This is a genomic window from Pseudomonas sp. NPDC087598, assembly GCF_044743525.1.
Classification (GTDB): domain Bacteria; phylum Pseudomonadota; class Gammaproteobacteria; order Pseudomonadales; family Pseudomonadaceae; genus Aquipseudomonas.
Map to the genome: position 1 here is coordinate 182,566 of NZ_JBIUWQ010000003.1, position 15,874 is coordinate 198,439.

Here is a 15,874-nt window from a genome sequence, read left to right on the forward strand (position 1 = left end):
AAAAAGGGCACAAAGTGCCCTTTTTTTTCAAACCTCCCATTTTAGTTGCAATTTATCAATTGTAGATAATGACTCAATATTAATAACGCTTGGCGACCTAATATTAAAAGTTCTTAAATTAGAGAGCACCTTTAAAGGTCCAACATCAACTGCCGACTTTGTAACTATATCAAGATAAACCAAGTTCGTGCAGTTTCTCAATGGTGCCACATCGGGAACGACAGTTTGCTCCACGGTGAGAGAATATAGCCCTTGCATTGTTCCAAAAGGACCTAAATCTTTAATATGCGTATCAGCAAAATAACACGTTCTAACTTTTTTGAGATAAGAAACAAAATCTACATTTGTAACTGGCATACCCATTACACCAAGAACGCTTAGCTCAGAGAGATTCTTCAACGCATCTAAATTTTTCCCTCTGCACCCAACTACGTAAATGCATCGAAGCCACTTCATATTACCTACATCAGTGTAGTCCGTGATTGGCAAGCGCCTTAGATCCAAAGTCGTGAGCTTTTTCATATTCAAAGCGAAGCTAAAATCTTTTATAGGCAAGTCCGCGACTTTCAAATAATCCAACTTCTTCAAACATGCAACCGGCTCAAGATCTACGCCAGGCAGTTCATCAAGAAAGAGAGTATGCAAATTCTTGAGCCCTACCAATGGCGACAAATCATTTACCAAAATATTATTCAAGCTTAGATAATTTATTTTTTTCAGTTTCGAAACTGGGTTTAAGTCCGAGACTGCCAACCCATGCAATTCCAGCGTAACTATACCTTTCAATGCAGCGATTGGCGACAGATCCGCCAAGGGCATATTGTGTAACTTTACATGTTGTAACTCATCAAAACCTACCACTGGCTCTACATCTTTTAGAGGCAACGAAAAAAGATGCAAAACTCGCATATTTCTAAATTTTTTTAGAAAATCAGAACTTTCGACATTAGAATTCTTTACCAACAAGTAACGTACATTTACATATGCTTCGAGCAAGTCATAAGAAATTGATTGCACGCCTTCAATAATTAAAACCCTAACTTTATCTGGCGCAGTAACGTCTTCCAAATGCGCCACAACCTTAGATAGGTAAATCTTATCTATTAGTTCACTTGCGTCCCGGTTCTCTCCCACGACAGCTAATGCGTAACCAGTATCCAATAGCGCTGACAAAGCTCCTGAGTCGCCATTGAAATCCTCGTCTTTCCACTCACCGATAGCCTGCGCCCCTAGCCCTGTTGCTAGGCCGCCCTTTACATCCCCACTGATCTTAATATGCTTATTTTTTAAAATTCTCGCAGCAAGCTCTGATGACTGGGAGAACAGGACAATGCGCTCCATATGATTACCAAATATTATATATGCGAGATCATCTACCCACTCGGAAGCTCTTTCAGCAGACAGCAGTTCAAACAAGAAAACTAAAGTTTCAAGCCAATAGGGCTCTTCACTCCATAGAACCAATTTTTTTCTAGTAACATCCGCTTCAATCGGTAATGAATCTCGGATAAAAGCTGGTCTTACTATGCATGAGTCTAAATAACATGCACAAAAATATTCTTGAAAACTTAAATGTACAAACGCGTACCTCGCCTCTCCCCTTGGAAGAAGCAGGCCGCTACGCCGGGCTACCCAATTTAGGAAGATTTTGGCAGCTTCATGTGGAGAAGGCACACCAGAAACGATCATAGCGTCGGTCAACCACTGCTCGACGTCCGCCTCCTCAGCGAGAATGCCTGTATCTTGATTCGATAAGTGGCTGCGAGCCGATTGCATCATGAAACCCACATAAGCTAACCAAGCCTTACGATCATTCCATCCATATTGCGCAAGAACATCACCAGGAGCAATTTTTCGCTGTTTATCAATTGTATTAATGTAGGCATTAGCGATCTCTTCATAAAGCAATGCCTTACCGTCTGGAAGATGAGCCCGCTCTCTATGCACAATTGCCATCAAACTAAGAAGATTAGGCGTGCGCGCTAACTTCTGAGTAACTTCCGACTGACTCAACGCAGCAAGTAGATCAGTAGTTTTCTGCCGTGCCTCTTGCTCAGTAACGCAACGTTGCCTATACCAATTTTCAGAAAAAGACGCTATACGGCCCTGATCAAAAGGCATCAAATATCTTACATGTGCCCATCTGCTCGGCTCTCGTGAATCTGAGCCCTTAGACGTACTTAAATCATGAGTATATTTATATACTTCCTCGATAATACCTTCAAAAACGCCATATATGGCACCATCAGACTTCTTCGCTGATCCTCTTTTACTTCCCGAGGGAGAAGGAGAAACTAAGGGGCAGTCTACCGGGCCATCCTCATATCCGACGATTCGTGAGGTAGCCAAAACACAACCTTCATGTTCATAAGCTTGACGAATCCACCGAGAAACGGTGCCTCGATGCGGGAGCGGAATTTCATCAATACCGTCCAATATCAAAACATATCCACCAGCACGCACTCGCCTAACTAGCGCTTGCTTCATGGAAGTGGTCGCAAGGCCGCCTAGTAACTTATCGGCTACAGAGCATGCCAACTCCTCAACCGACACTGTCTGACGAAAGATATCAACAGGCATTTCCCGAAGTACACAAGGAATAGGTATCCTATTTCTCAGCATTTCAGGTAAGGGCGATGTCAAACCCGCCGCCAACCTCCAAGCAAGCCAGTTACTTAAAGTGGTCTTACCTCCACCCGGATCGCCTAAAACTACAAGTTGTTTAAAGTCCTGCAGTTCAGCCAAAAGTGTTCGACCATCAGGCCACAATTCTGGATCGCTATCGGCAGAAACAGGTGCATGCGCGAGCAAAGGAGGAACAAATAACGTCTCGATCTGAACTGGAGGGAGGTCTCGCATGGAAGGCAAGGCTAGTGTCTCAACTACTCCATGACGACGCTTGACCTCTCCTAAAAATGGACGTAGCTCCGTCTCACTCCACAAATCTGCAAGCTCCAACACAATGTTAGGCATTCAATACTTCCTTAGCTAATTGCTTACCAGCTAATAGAGGCTCGAAGTCCACCGGTTCAAGGAAGTCTTGGTAGCGGCGAACCAATTCATCTATCCACAATACATCTATATCGCCAGGGTTAGGATATTGCTGTGCCCATACCGGCGGCATTGCCGTAGCAGGATCGAGGCTTCTGGTGGTAAGTTTCAATGCTGAAGCCCAGCTAGGTGCTGATGTCAAACCGTTCGAATCCGTACTACGTTCTCCAATGCACCAAGCTAGAAACTCGCTCCAGAAGTCAGGGTTGAAATGCCAACGCTCCCACAGGTCTCTATGAAATTGATGTATATAGGCAGCTACTGTAACCCTAGCCGCCCATACTGCTTGATCGGTAGCAGATTCAGGAAGCTTGATACACCCGGCAAATCTTGCCCACTGATTTGCAAGCGCTTTCAATCTTCTAGGATTTGGAGGCAAACAAATCGACTTCCCCACACACAAATTGAAAGCGTTTACATACTCTTGGCTTAGTGACTCAGATAGTAAGGCACTAAAAAGGCCACTCGAATCTTGAGGGAGAGGAAGGCGATAAATGTCAGTACATATTTTCTCTAGGTAATGGCTTGCTCTGAGGTCTAATTCGCCAGATTCAGCATTCCCTGGCACTGAAATCTCTTCACGAATAGCGTCAGTAAGAACGTTTTCGTTCATGCCCAACACAAAAACACAATTAGGAAGATTCAAATAAATTTTCAACCCTTCCAATAGCCTAAATGCTGCTTTTGGATTGCATCGATCCAAATCATCAATGAACACAACAATTCTTGACTCATTACCTCTAGGCAACAAGCTGAGTATAGTATCATGCAAATGCTTTCGAATGGAATCGGTATTAAGAACTTGAGAGTGGTTCTGCACTTCCCATTGCTCGCCGATTTTTTGAATTTTTTCCGCACTAGGTATAGCCTCGATACCTATAGCCTTTCCGACATCACTTAAACTATCTAATGTGTATCTAAGCGCTATTGTACCAAGCTTGGTAAACTTTTCCCTAACCATTGGCATAGCGGAAAGTTGCCGACGAATTTCTTGCAACAATGCCACTATCGGCGTCAATTCATTCTGATACCGCCAAGCATCAAACCAAACGGTTGCGATTTTTTTGTTTTCTCTTGAAGGCTTAAAACGTCGACCTCTAAAAACAGACCCGTCTTCATCAAACTGCCCGCCTAGCTTATGTTGTAACTGCCTCATAAAGCTAGTCTTACCACTACCCCAGTTTCCGTGAACACCCAGCACATGAGGTGTGGGACAATTTGCAATCCTTTCTGATATTCGCCTTATCTCGCAATCCCAAGTTAACTTATCATCGAGGGTTGGTAAATCATCTAGCAGAACAGTTAATTCCATATAGGTCATCGCTCCTCGAAGCAGCTACGAAAAAATAACGCCAGGGGTCCACTACTGCCACTTCCAACCGAGATATTTGTCTCCCTGCTTGAACAGATGAGTGTATCGCCTTAGGGAGTTCCAGTCTCTATGCCCCGAAACGCTAGACACCCTTGGAATATCCCACCCCATCTCAAATAGCCTGCTTACACCTTCATGTCGTAGGTCATGAAAATGAAGATCCTCAATGCCGAGCATTGGGCATGCCCGAGTGAATGAGGCTGACACTGACTTCGAGTTGTAAGGGAAGATCTCCCGCTCAACCTTTGGCATGCTCCGCACAATTGCCCAAGCCTCATCTGGTAGATGACACCACACGTCATTACCGATCTTCTGGCCTGGGTTTTTCATATCACGCACCAGGACAGCCTGCCGGGACTCGTCGAGATCATCCCAGCGGATCCGCGTAATTTCTTCCTGCCGGCGCGTCGAGAAAAGCGCAAAGGCGATAACCTTCGGCATGTCAATCTGGGCTTTGCGGCGCTCCTGCATTTCAAAGAAGTGCTTCATAAGCTTGTCCAATTCCTCAAGCGTCGGCCGACGGTTACGCTCCTTGCTCTTACTCACCATGCCTAGCTTACGTAGCACCTTCCTAGCGTCAGACATAGCCAGCGGACTCACCTCGTAACCCCACGCTGGACGCGCCACAGACAGGACCGCCCCGAGGTGAGAGAGATCATTACCGACCGTCTGCGCCTGAACGCCGCCGCCCTCTTTGCTCATCCGCCATTGCGCGAACTCCACCAGCTTCTGACTGGTCAGCGCGGAGTCGTCAAGATCGCCCAACCAAGTATCCTTGATAGCGTTGAGCGTTGCGTTCTTAGTCTTGCCCAACGGCCGGATCTTCTCGTACTCGTCCAGGTACTGCTCGATCATTTTCCTGATCGTCACGCCCTTGCGGTTCGCACGCTCGATCGCACCAGGCTCGGCCAGCTCCGTCTCGCGACGCTTGATCCAGGCTTGAGCGACCTGCTTGCGGTCGAATGTTTGGCTTTCCTGATAAACTGTGCGCCCGTCCCGATTGATCCGTATCTGCGCCGTGTAAGCCGTCGAGTTGTCCTTGCGCTTGCGTGATGTGATCGTGCCCATTTCCAGTTGCTACATTGCCGAATTCGGTTGCTACATTGTAGCAACCGACATCAGAAAACAAGGAAAAATGGGTAAAAACCGCTGTATAAAAGATCAGTATCAATGAATTTCGAAAATCTTGAAACGCCTGTAAATACTAGCCCTACCCGTTCCGAGCTGTCTCGGCGCTTCAGTGTGGCGCCGATGATGGATTGGACTGACCGCCATTGCCGTTTCTTCCTACGCCTCCTATCGAAGAACGCCCTCCTCTACACCGAAATGGTCACGACCGGCGCACTGCTCAACGGCGATCACGAGCGTTTCCTCCGTCACAACGAAGCCGAGCATCCTCTCGCCTTGCAGTTGGGCGGTAGCGTACCCCTCGACCTGGCCGCCTGCGCCCGTATGGCGCAGGAGCACGGTTACGACGAGGTGAACCTGAACGTCGGCTGCCCGAGCGATCGTGTGCAGAACAACATGATCGGCGCGTGCCTCATGGGGCATCCGCAACTGGTGGCGGATTGTGTGAAGGCGATGCGGGATGCGGTTTCGATTCCAGTAACGGTGAAGCACCGAATCGGGATCAACGGTCGAGACAGTTACGCGGAGCTATGTGATTTCGTCGGCACAGTCCGCGATGCCGGATGCACCAGTTTTACCGTGCATGCGCGGATTGCGATTCTGGAGGGGTTGTCGCCGAAGGAGAATCGCGACATTCCGCCGTTGCGGTATGACGTGGCGGCGCAGCTGAAGGCGGATTTTCCGGAGTTGGAGATTGTGCTGAATGGCGGGATCAAAACGATGGAAGCTTGCCATGAGCATTTGCAGACGTTCGACGGTGTGATGCTGGGGCGTGAGGCTTATCACAATCCGTATTTGCTGGCGGAGGTGGATCAGCAGTTGTTCGGCAGTTCGGCGCCGGTGATCGGTCGCGCTGAGGCGTTGGCGCAGTTGCGGCCTTATATTGCCGAGCATTTGCTGGCGGGTGGCGCGATGCATCACATCACGCGCCATGTGCTGGGCCTGGGCACTGGGTTTCCGGGGGCTCGTAAATTCCGCCAGTTGTTGTCGGTGGATATTCACAAGGCCAAGGATCCGTTGGCGTTGCTGGATCAGGCGGCGGAGTTGTTGGCGGGTCGTTGATCGACGCGTTGTATGTGCGGGCAACGAATGAGCGTTGCCCGAGGTTTTGTTGTACCGACAGGATGTCTTGTGTTTATGCCCGCGTTCAGCTGTGTTTTCTTCAAGCGATTCACCCTCCTCGCTTTACTCCTCACCGTCCCTGCCAGCGCCTGCGCCAGCTGCGATTTTTTGAAAGGGTGCGGTGATGGGGAAGATGGTCCTTTTGAATCTACCCAGATGGCCGGTTTTCTGACTTTCACGACGACGATGATCACGGTCGATGGGTTGTCGGACATGTCCGGCCTGAAAAAGCGTGTGTATTCGGTAGAAGAAGTCGAAGCGGCACGATATTTCCTCGCCAGCGACGGCATGCTGCAAGCGGCGTATTTCACCTCGGCCTTGCAGCAGTTTCGTCAGGAGTCGCCCGACTCCGAATTGAATGACCTCGCCGTCGCCGCGTTGATCAGCAGTCAGTGATCAGCTTGCCGCTGCGGCCGTCCAGTTCACCCAGCCAAAAGCCCAGGTCGCCAGAATCAGCAAGCCAAACGCGATCCGATACCAGGCGAACGCAGCGTAGCTGTGGTTGGCGATGAACTTGAGCAAACCGCGCACGGCGATCATCGCGAAGATGAATGCGGTAACAAAGCCCAGGGCGAAGACCGGCAGGTCGCTTTGCTGGAACAGGTCTCGGTATTTGTAGCCGGAGTAAACGGCAGCGCCAACCATGGTCGGCATGGCCAGGAAGAACGAGAACTCGGTGGCGGCTTTGCGCGACAGGCCGAACAGCAGGCCACCGATGATGGTCGAGCCGGAGCGGGAGGTGCCGGGAATCATCGCCAGGCATTGTACGAAACCAACCTTCAACGCGTCAGACCAACGCATGTCGTCGACATGCTCGACGCTGATCACATGGCTACGCTGTTCAGCCCACAACATGATGATGCCGCCGACGACGAGTGCAACGGCTACGGTGATCGGGTTGAACAGGTAGTGATGAATCGCGTCAGCGAACAAAACGCCCAACACCACTGCGGGAAGAAAAGCGATCAGCAAGTTGAGGGTGAAGCGTTGAGCATTGCGCTGGGTCGGCAGACCTTTGACGATTTCGCAGATCTTTGGCCGGAACTCCCAGACGACGGCAAGAATGGCACCCAATTGAATAATGATGTTGAACGCCATCGCGCGTTCGCCGCCGAATTCCAACAAGTCGGCGACGATAATCTGGTGGCCAGTACTGGAGATCGGCAAGAACTCGGTAAGGCCTTCTACTGCGCCTAAAATCAACACCTGGAAAAGGGTCCAGAAATCCATTAATCCTCCGTCAGAGCGCTCTTCGCGGGCGACTGGTTTATAACACTCAGGGATTGAGTATCTGAAAATACAAAGATCAAAAGATCGCAGCCTTCGGCAGCGCCTACAAGGAATCACATTAAATGTGGGAGCTGCCCAGGCTGCGATCTTTTGCTGTTATTGGCCGAGGAGATTACGTCTTATCAAAAGACACACTCAAGTCATGTTAATAAACGTCCGCCTACGAACTAGTGTGAAAAAAATTAGGCACTTAGTAGTAAAAAGTTCGTCTTGCCAATAAAGTGTGACCAATGTCACACTATGCTAGATGGCTAGACAGTGGCCAATGGACATAAACAAAGCTGTCGCCATGCGCTCAAAATAGTGGCACAATTTCATATTGCCACTATCTAACGACTAGTTCACACCCCCGAAAAAATCAACTAAAAGCTTGAAATGCTTAATTATTGTTAGAAAACTCGGGAGCCACGTCTAAAATCCGCTTAAATGTTACCAATTGTCAGTCACAGATGAGAACCGGTGCTTTAACATCCCGATGTCAGCACCTAATTCGAGTCAATGCATGATGCTCTCAGGGAACTTGGCGACTAGTAGTCCGCGCCCGACAAACGACGTACCAGGTGTTCTCACTCTGGGCCGTACCCGTGGTGTGGCTGAACATTTCAGTGCGCTACTCGCCAAGCACGTACGAACCGATTTGGCACTTGAAGTCGATTCGTTCACTAGTTCATATAAGCAGAATGAACACTCTGGTTCGTTTCGCGCGATCTTCATTGTCATCGACAGCCCGCAGGCCCTCGAAGACAATCTCGCGCTGGTGGAGAACCTGCGCACCGACAACTTGAAACCGATCATCTGCACGGTCATCACTGGCCGGGGCGCCTTCAACAAGATCAAATATTATCTTGCCGGGGCGGACTTCTGTATCAAGCTCAACACCCTCTCCGACGATAGCGCCGAGTTGCTGGGCGAGTTCTTCAGCAGTGAAGAATGGCAACGCGATATCAGTCTGACGCTTGATCCCACGCGCATCTGCCTGTTGGGCTCCAGCCAGAAACTCGACATCTCGTTTGCCGAAATGAAGATCCTCGAAGCGTTTGCGCAAACCGGTAATCACATTCTCAGCCACGATGAAATCGCCACCATCATGGGGCTCAATACCAATTTCTACGACCCAAGGGCGCTGGAGAAATCGATCAGCCGCTTGCGTGGAAAAATCAAGGACATGTATGGTACAAACGCGATTCAGAGTATCCGCGGCTATGGCTATCGCCTGATGCGGGGCCTGATATCGACTGCCTGATCAAGGGCAGCCACCCTTTTGCATACGTACGAAGGATCGTCTGATGCAACCATATAGCTCTCGTTGCACTTCATATCTACCTATAACAAAGCACTTGAATGAGCGCGACACCATAACAATAAACTCAACAACATAGCAGCAGATCGAGTGGAACTTATCGAGGGCCATTTTCGGGCCCAGACCCTGCCTGTCGATTACTTCCAAGGAAGTCATTGCTCGCCTGCCGAATGACCTTTTAGCCAATTTTTGGTACGCAGTTAAGGAGAGAGACATGGAAACGAGTACAACCCTCCCCAGAAAATATTTTGTCGTCGTGACTCACAGTACAACGTCGCAGCGTGAACTTGAGAGCATTCTGTCCAGCGAGCGTTTCAATTCGTTCGGCACGTCTCAGGCGCAAATGTTTATTGAAGGTGCTACTTCACCCTCTTCCGCTCCGATGCTGATGGAGTTCACTTACCCAAGCGGGACCCGAAAGAGCGTCGCCCGCACCATCGAATATGACACCCAGCGAATAATCGCCACGCTTGAGTCGGAATGGCGCGCAGCCCAATCGACGAATCCATTTCATAGCGTTCCGGCAACGACTGAGGAAATCAGCAGTCTGCCTCCAGTCATGACAAGCGATGCATCTGGCACCGAAACCTGGCACCTGGACAATGCTCAAGGCGCACTGGTCAAGGAAGATGTGCAGATCAGTCTTACCGGACTGGAAACCGCACTGGTGAGGAAAATGCTCAATCACGAAGAGCGTGTTGTCAGCCGTGACGACTTGATCCTCAGCATCGGCCGAGAGCCCGAACAGTATCGCGGTCTGGAAATGTGCCTGAGTCGCCTGCAAGACAAATTCAAAAGCGCCAGTAAGGGTGAGCGACTTTTTCGTGCCGTAAGAAACCGCGGTTATTGCCTCATCCAGGACATCGTCGCTTAACCACAGCGACCTTCGCGGACAAAACAAACAGATAAACAGTGCGATTACAAAAACAACAAGAGCACTCTGTTTGATTTCACCTCCCTTGATAAATTTAAACTCCCTGCCTCCACCCTTCCAACAGTAACAAATACAACATCACTTATTCACCCCCTTCTCTGCGACCTTTTCTAACAGACTCATATTTAATTATTAAAAGTTGGCAATGTGCCACCTTGTTAGAACTCGTCAGACACCATCCCCGGCAATAACTTAGTCTATTGACTGACAACAGTTCGGCATATCGACGCTGTTACCTCAGAACACTCGTTAAAACAAAAACAATAACTCTGACTAACAACTCGGCTTTCAACTGTTGAAACCTGAATGGACGTCTTTTGGGGATATCGTATGGATCTTTCTCTCAGTATCAATCGAAGCACGGGCCTCAAGGGACTGACCTTTTGGGGCCAATGGGCGCTGGCGCAGGGGTTTATTGTTGCTCTGCTGTTTGTACTGGCCGAGCAGCACACCGGAACGGTCGCGTTCTACTACCGAATGTGCGCAACGCTGGCGGTATTGGCCTCGGTGCCGGCCTATACGTTCAGTGGCGTTTATCGCAAACGCGACAACTACCTGACCGGGCTGGGCCGGCTGTTCATGGGCTGGTCGATGACCATGGCGGCGCTGGCTTTCATCGCGTTTGTCTGCAAGGCCGATGAGCTGTTTTCCCGCCAGGTGATCCTGAGCTGGGCGGTATACGGTTTCCTCGGTCAGGCGCTGCTGTACGCGCCGCTGCATGCGTTTTCGAAGTTCTACCAGCGCACCCGTAAAAGCGAGCACAAGACCCTGATTGTCGGGACAGGTGAACTGGCGTTGGGCCTGGCGAAAAAGCTCAGCCAGATCGAAAACCTGCCGCTGGTGGGATTGGTCAGCAACGGTTCCCTGCCCTCTCTGGATGCCGATGCTCCGCGCGTCGTCGGCGCTCAGGAACAGTTGCTGGAGCTGATCAACGCCCACGACATCCGCCGTTTGTACATCACCCTGCCGCTGTCGGAAGCGGCGCAAATCGAAGCCATGTATGTCGACTTGCTGGGTGCCAACGTGGATGTCGTCTGGGTGCCGGACCTGAACAGTCTGACCCTGCTTAATCACTCGGTGAAAGTCGTGGACGGCCTGCCGGCGATCTACTTGAACGAAAGCCCGCTGACCAGTCGACCGACCGCCGCCCTGAGCAAAAGTCTGGCGGAAAAAAGCGTCGCGCTGCTGGCAATCATTCTGCTGAGCCCGGTGCTGCTGATCATTGCCCTCGCGGTAAAACTCAACTCGCCTGGCCCGGTGTTCTTCAAGCAGGATCGCCATGGCTGGAACGGCAAGGTGATCAAGGTCTGGAAATTCCGCTCGATGCGTGTCCACGATGACCGCGACGTCAAACAGGCCAGCCGCAACGACTCGCGCATCACCCCCGTCGGCCGCTTTATTCGCCGCACGTCGCTGGACGAACTGCCGCAACTGTTCAACGTGCTGCAGGGGCATATGGCACTGGTTGGCCCGCGTCCACACGCGGTCGCGCACAATCACTTCTACTCGGGAAAAATCCTTGCCTACATGGCGCGTCACCGGATTAAACCGGGCATTACCGGGCTGGCGCAAATCAGCGGCTGTCGGGGTGAGACCGACACCCTCGACAAGATGCAGAAGCGTGTCGAGATCGATCTGCAGTACATCAACAACTGGTCGTTGTGGCTGGACTTGAAGATCCTGGTGAAGACACCGTTTACGCTGTTGTCGAAGGATATCTACTGACGCGCTGAAGCGACCGGATGCACCAACGCAAGGGGACGAAAGTCCCCTTTTTTGTGCCCCGGATTTGGGGTTCGCGGTACGCCATGTAGGAGTGAGCCTGCTCGCGATGGCGGTGCGTCAGGCATGCAGATGGCGACTGGTCGGGCGCTATCGCGAGCAGGCTCACTCCTACAGGGGATCGTGTGTTGACCAGGATTTTGGATTCGACACAACACCACTGTGGGAGCGTGGCTTGCCCGCGATGGCGTCAAGCCAGACAGTATCCATGCCGAATGTGCCGCCGTCATCGCTGGCAGGCCAGCTCCCAGGGATTTGGGCGGTTCGACACATATCCCTTGCAGGAGTGAGCCTGCTCGCGATGGCGGTGTGTCAGGCATGCAGATGGCGACTGGTCGGGCGCTATCGCGAGCAGGCTCACTCCTACAACGATTGGGGGTGGGCGGGATTTTGGGTTACTCGGTAATTTTCTCGAAGTTGCGATAGAACATGTCGTCATCCCGGCTATCGGTCATCGAATGCAGTTGATAGCTGCGATTGAGCCTTGCACCACCGTCACGGGTCAGCGGCGCCCAAACGAGGTTGGCGCGGCGCATGGTCGACATGCTCATCATTTCGTCGAACGGGATGGACAGATAGATGCCCTTGTCGAAACTACCTTCCCCGTACTCGGCGCTGCCGGCCGTGGTGATCGTCGCCCAGGCACCGAAGCGCACGCCGTTGGAGAACTCGCGGGAGATGTCCAGCGTGCCGCCCCAGTCGCCGGCCAGATAACGACCGACGCTGACTGCCGCCAGCGTGTCATACGGCAAATCGGTGTAACCGGTGATATGCCCGGTCACCACCGAATAATCGCGCAGGCCAAAACCCTGATCGAATTCACGCTGGCGCACGTAGTTCAGATCCGCGCCCACCGACCAGCGCTCGCCCGTCGGGCGGAACAACACTTCGCCCCCGACCCCGGCAAACATCGATTCCAGATAACCACCGTAGACCATGCCATACAGATCCTTGTCCAGTTGCTCGGTATGGCTCAACTGGAACAGCGGCATGGTCACTTCGGACTCGGTCAGGTACTGCCGCAAATCCGTGCGCACACGGGGCAAACCGCTGGGTGCGTCATAGGTGAATTTGTCGAAGTTGTTGACCAGATTGGCGCTGAGCAAACCACTCCACCAAGTGCTGCGATTGAAGCGGTACTCGGCGTCCGCATCGGCACTGAATTGATAGAGCAAACCATCCGGACCACCGACGTTCTGTTTGAAGCCCAGACCCACGCCATAACTGAAATGCTGCGGCGCTTCGGTGTAGAGGGTTTTCTCGTTGTGCGGCATCGCCGGATTGACTTCGGTGGTGCGGTGCAGCGATTGCAGCGGCTCTTCGTTGTTGATCACTTCGCGGAAGGTCTGGCGCGGCACGCTGGTTTCTTCCAGCGGCAAGTCGTAGCGCTTGTTGACCACGGTGAACCAGTTGATGTCGTCGTTGACGCTGTTGTCGAGAATCCGGCTCGCCCGGCCGACGGCCTTGGACGAGTGGAAATAACGCTGCTGCTCGCCATACACGATCAACTCGGAATCGCGCTGGCTGATGCGCTCGACCTTGTAGCCGGCATTCTGCTGTAAACGCTGCGAGACGTTCGCCCAGTCGACCTGCTCCATCGACGCGGTCGGCATCTTTGCCGGCAACGGTTCCGGAGTCGGATCGTAAGTCTTGGCCGGTGCTTTGCGGCTGACGAAGTTGGTGTGGAAGGTGATGCCGAACATCGCCGTGTTGCCCCGCTCCCACGCCGCCGTAACGTCGACCGAGTCCGCCACCTTGAACACCGCGCCGAAGTTGATCGGCGAGTCCTGCTGGATGATGTTGTCCTTCGGCTCGTGCTTGTAGTCGTTGCCTTCGTATTCGAGTTTCAGACTCAAACGATCCCAGGGCGTCTGATAACTCACGCCGCCGAAGAGTGACGGCCTGCCGCGAAAGTACGAACCCGAGTTGACGTCACCGGTGCCTTCGAGCGCGGGTCGGGTATCGAAACGATCACTGACGTAGCCCAACGGGTTGTCGAGGTCGCCGCGATTGCCCAGATAACCCCAGGCAATGCCGGCGCTGAAATCGAAATTGTCGAAGCGCTTGTTGGCGACAAAAAACTCACTGGAGAACAAACCCGTACCGCCGACGTCTCGGAACCCGAGAGCGACATCGGGCAGCCAATGGCTCTCCTGCCACAGCCGGACTTTGACGTCGACCGCCTTATCCTTATAGCTCTGGCTGCCGCTGAGGGCCTCGGAGCCGTACGGCCGGTTGGTGATCGCGGTGTAACGGAACGAACCTTCGAGCCAGTCCAATGGCTGCAACGAAACGCTGTAACGACTATAGGGCTCGGTGCGGTTGGCGTTGACGCTCAACTCGCCGGCCGGGGCCATGCGCGCGGTCGGCGTCTGCAACAGACCGGTGCCACCAAAGTCATTCTGAGTAATGCGCGGCTCGGCATGCGCCAGACCACAGGGCAATAACAACACAGCTGCAAAACGTAACTTCAACGAACCACCTCGGCCAGCTGCGTGGCAATCAATTCGGCCAACTGCTGATTCAGCTCAGGGACAGGCGGATCCAGATCATCATTTTTCACCGGCACCAGAATCTTGCTGCCGGCCACGGGAAACTGCCCGCTCTCACGATTCCAGTGGGCAATGCCGACGCGCCGCGAGACGCCGTTGGGCTGGATCAGCCACAGGTAGTCGGCCTCGGCATCGTCCAGCGGCGTGCAGCTCTCCAGGTATTCACGGGCCTCCAGCAGCGGCTGGTAAGGCAAGTGGCAGGTGTCGGCGACGGCGCCGAGCACCTCCACTTCGTCGACGCGCTTGGGGTAGATCAGCTGATCGCCGTCATCTAGCCGAATATTGCGGGCGAAGCCGACTTCAATTGCCACCGGATCGAGATCGGCGATCTGCCGTCCGGTCACCGGCATTTCCCGCACTTGCTCGATCAACCGTTGCGCGAGCGCCACACGGCTCGGTCTGTCGAAGAGCGCCGCCATGCGTTGCAACACGTCCAGATCGAACAGCACGCCAGCCTTGAGCCGCGTCTGCTCTTCCAGCAACGACTGACGCAGCAGAACGCCGGCCAACCAATAGCCTTCGGCATTGGGCACGGCTTCGTTGATCACATCGAGCAAACGCCCGCCCGCCGGCAACTTGACCGGCCCGGGGTTGGCGACGTCACCGCTGACGGTGACGGCGGCCTGGCTGATGCTGCTGATCAACACCAGGCATGCCGACAGCATCCTGAGCCGCATCACGGCAGGTGCCTGCGATCAGGGGTCAGTTGCACAATCCTCACGCGCAATTGCGAGGTCAGTTGCTGCTCACTCTTGACGATGAAACCGTCACGCGGATCGACCCAATAACGATTGGTCGCACTCAGGCCAATGGCCGGGGCGTCAATCTGCTCATCGACACGCAGCACGGTGTATTCCTTGTCGAGAATGTTCAGGGTTTCCGTGGCGCGACGGCTGAAGCGACTGTTGACGATCACCCCGACTTCCTGACCTTTGTAGAGGTCGATCCAGCGTCGGCTGGTGAAGCCATCGGCAACTTGATGCAAACCCGATTTGAACGGCGAGTCATCCGCCAGTCGCGTGCCGTCAAGGTCGCCCTCAAGGCCCAGGCCAATGCTGCGCACGGCGAGACCATTACGCAAAAGCAAAACCTGTTTGCCGGAGGCGACCCAGAACTGCAGGTCCTCACGCTCGCGCACCAGCGCCAGCACCCCGGAGCCGGACGGCGTGGTCAGTTTGAGTTGCGGATAACTGACCCCGGCGACCTCGGCCGGCGTCACGTCCACTTCATCCGGACCGATCACCGCCGATTTGAGGTTGTTCAGCGAAGCGCTCATCAGCGGGTTACAGCCACACAGCAACAGGGCCGCCATCAGGCAGACGCCAACTTTCAACGTATTCACA

At 52.9% G+C, this 15,874-nt stretch carries 12 protein-coding genes; 5 read left to right on the forward strand and 7 right to left on the reverse strand.

All coding sequences use genetic code 11. The features are described 5' to 3' along the window. Positions 1-27 precede the first annotated feature (27 nt). Genes ACIOWE_RS03370 through ACIOWE_RS03380 form a run of 3 tightly spaced genes read right to left on the reverse strand, consistent with a single transcriptional unit; the run spans position 28 to position 5,491 of the window. Positions 28-2,973, reverse strand: coding sequence for a hypothetical protein (locus tag ACIOWE_RS03370; protein ID WP_401387350.1), 2,946 nt, complete (start codon positions 2,971-2,973; stop codon positions 28-30). Next, entirely contained in the window at positions 2,966-4,363 is a 1,398-nt protein-coding gene (locus ACIOWE_RS03375) for a P-loop NTPase fold protein (protein WP_401387353.1), read from the reverse strand. Before ACIOWE_RS03375 ends, ACIOWE_RS03370 begins: the two co-directional genes overlap by 8 nt. 51 nt (positions 4,364-4,414) lie before the next feature. After that, entirely contained in the window at positions 4,415-5,491 is a 1,077-nt protein-coding gene (locus ACIOWE_RS03380) for a site-specific integrase (protein ID WP_401387356.1), read from the reverse strand. A gap of 102 nt (positions 5,492-5,593) precedes the next feature. Here ACIOWE_RS03380 and dusA point away from each other — a divergent pair, with 102 nt between their 5' ends. Next, a complete protein-coding gene (dusA, locus tag ACIOWE_RS03385) occupies positions 5,594-6,613 on the forward strand; it encodes a tRNA dihydrouridine(20/20a) synthase DusA (protein ID WP_401387359.1) in 1,020 nt (339 codons plus the stop codon). 75 nt (positions 6,614-6,688) lie between these two features. Further along, positions 6,689-7,069, forward strand: a complete 381-nt coding sequence (locus ACIOWE_RS03390; RefSeq protein WP_401387362.1) for a DUF2388 domain-containing protein — start codon at positions 6,689-6,691, stop codon at positions 7,067-7,069. Here the strand turns inward: ACIOWE_RS03390 and ACIOWE_RS03395 are convergent, their stop codons facing one another. After that, positions 7,070-7,903 (reverse strand): undecaprenyl-diphosphate phosphatase, encoded by an 834-nt coding sequence (locus tag ACIOWE_RS03395; RefSeq protein ID WP_401387365.1) that lies wholly within the window; start codon positions 7,901-7,903, stop codon positions 7,070-7,072. 562 nt (positions 7,904-8,465) lie between these two features. Here ACIOWE_RS03395 and ACIOWE_RS03400 point away from each other — a divergent pair. The 3 genes from ACIOWE_RS03400 to ACIOWE_RS03410 all read left to right on the forward strand — a co-directional run bounded on the left by ACIOWE_RS03400 (position 8,466) and on the right by ACIOWE_RS03410 (position 11,922). Then, positions 8,466-9,206 (forward strand): winged helix-turn-helix domain-containing protein, encoded by a 741-nt coding sequence (locus tag ACIOWE_RS03400; RefSeq protein WP_401387368.1) that lies wholly within the window; start codon positions 8,466-8,468, stop codon positions 9,204-9,206. A 271-nt stretch (positions 9,207-9,477) separates the two neighbouring features. Continuing rightward, positions 9,478-10,137, forward strand: a complete 660-nt coding sequence (locus ACIOWE_RS03405) for a transcriptional regulator (RefSeq protein ID WP_401387371.1) — start codon at positions 9,478-9,480, stop codon at positions 10,135-10,137. A gap of 390 nt (positions 10,138-10,527) precedes the next feature. Beyond that, positions 10,528-11,922, forward strand: coding sequence for an undecaprenyl-phosphate glucose phosphotransferase (locus tag ACIOWE_RS03410; protein ID WP_201237489.1), 1,395 nt, complete (start codon positions 10,528-10,530; stop codon positions 11,920-11,922). Between the two features lie 452 nt (positions 11,923-12,374). On the opposite strand, the gene ACIOWE_RS03415 is transcribed toward ACIOWE_RS03410, so the two are convergent. Genes ACIOWE_RS03415 through ACIOWE_RS03425 form a run of 3 tightly spaced genes read right to left on the reverse strand, consistent with a single transcriptional unit; the run spans position 12,375 to position 15,873 of the window. Beyond that, entirely contained in the window at positions 12,375-14,453 is a 2,079-nt protein-coding gene (locus ACIOWE_RS03415) for a YjbH domain-containing protein (RefSeq protein ID WP_401387375.1), read from the reverse strand. Next, the gene (locus ACIOWE_RS03420; protein WP_401387378.1) at positions 14,450-15,208 is read right to left on the reverse strand and encodes a capsule biosynthesis GfcC family protein; all 759 of its coding nucleotides are present in this window, start codon (positions 15,206-15,208) and stop codon (positions 14,450-14,452) included. Before ACIOWE_RS03420 ends, ACIOWE_RS03415 begins: the two co-directional genes overlap by 4 nt. Beyond that, positions 15,208-15,873 (reverse strand): YjbF family lipoprotein, encoded by a 666-nt coding sequence (locus tag ACIOWE_RS03425; RefSeq protein WP_401387381.1) that lies wholly within the window; start codon positions 15,871-15,873, stop codon positions 15,208-15,210. Before ACIOWE_RS03425 ends, ACIOWE_RS03420 begins: the two co-directional genes overlap by 1 nt. Position 15,874 lies beyond the last annotated feature (1 nt).

Excerpts from the sequence above, each read along its gene's own strand:
- ACIOWE_RS03370 (WP_401387350.1), bottom strand. The coding sequence starts at position 2,973 with ATGCCTAACATTGTGTTGGAGCTTGCAGATTTGTGGAGTGAGACGGAG.
- ACIOWE_RS03375 (WP_401387353.1), bottom strand. The coding sequence starts at position 4,363 with ATGGAATTAACTGTTCTGCTAGATGATTTACCAACCCTCGATGATAAG.
- ACIOWE_RS03380 (WP_401387356.1), bottom strand. The coding sequence starts at position 5,491 with ATGGGCACGATCACATCACGCAAGCGCAAGGACAACTCGACGGCTTAC.
- dusA (WP_401387359.1), top strand. The coding sequence starts at position 5,594 with ATGAATTTCGAAAATCTTGAAACGCCTGTAAATACTAGCCCTACCCGT.
- ACIOWE_RS03390 (WP_401387362.1), top strand. The coding sequence starts at position 6,689 with ATGCCCGCGTTCAGCTGTGTTTTCTTCAAGCGATTCACCCTCCTCGCT.
- ACIOWE_RS03395 (WP_401387365.1), bottom strand. The coding sequence starts at position 7,903 with ATGGATTTCTGGACCCTTTTCCAGGTGTTGATTTTAGGCGCAGTAGAA.
- ACIOWE_RS03400 (WP_401387368.1), top strand. The coding sequence starts at position 8,466 with ATGATGCTCTCAGGGAACTTGGCGACTAGTAGTCCGCGCCCGACAAAC.
- ACIOWE_RS03405 (WP_401387371.1), top strand. The coding sequence starts at position 9,478 with ATGGAAACGAGTACAACCCTCCCCAGAAAATATTTTGTCGTCGTGACT.
- ACIOWE_RS03410 (WP_201237489.1), top strand. The coding sequence starts at position 10,528 with ATGGATCTTTCTCTCAGTATCAATCGAAGCACGGGCCTCAAGGGACTG.
- ACIOWE_RS03420 (WP_401387378.1), bottom strand. The coding sequence starts at position 15,208 with ATGCGGCTCAGGATGCTGTCGGCATGCCTGGTGTTGATCAGCAGCATC.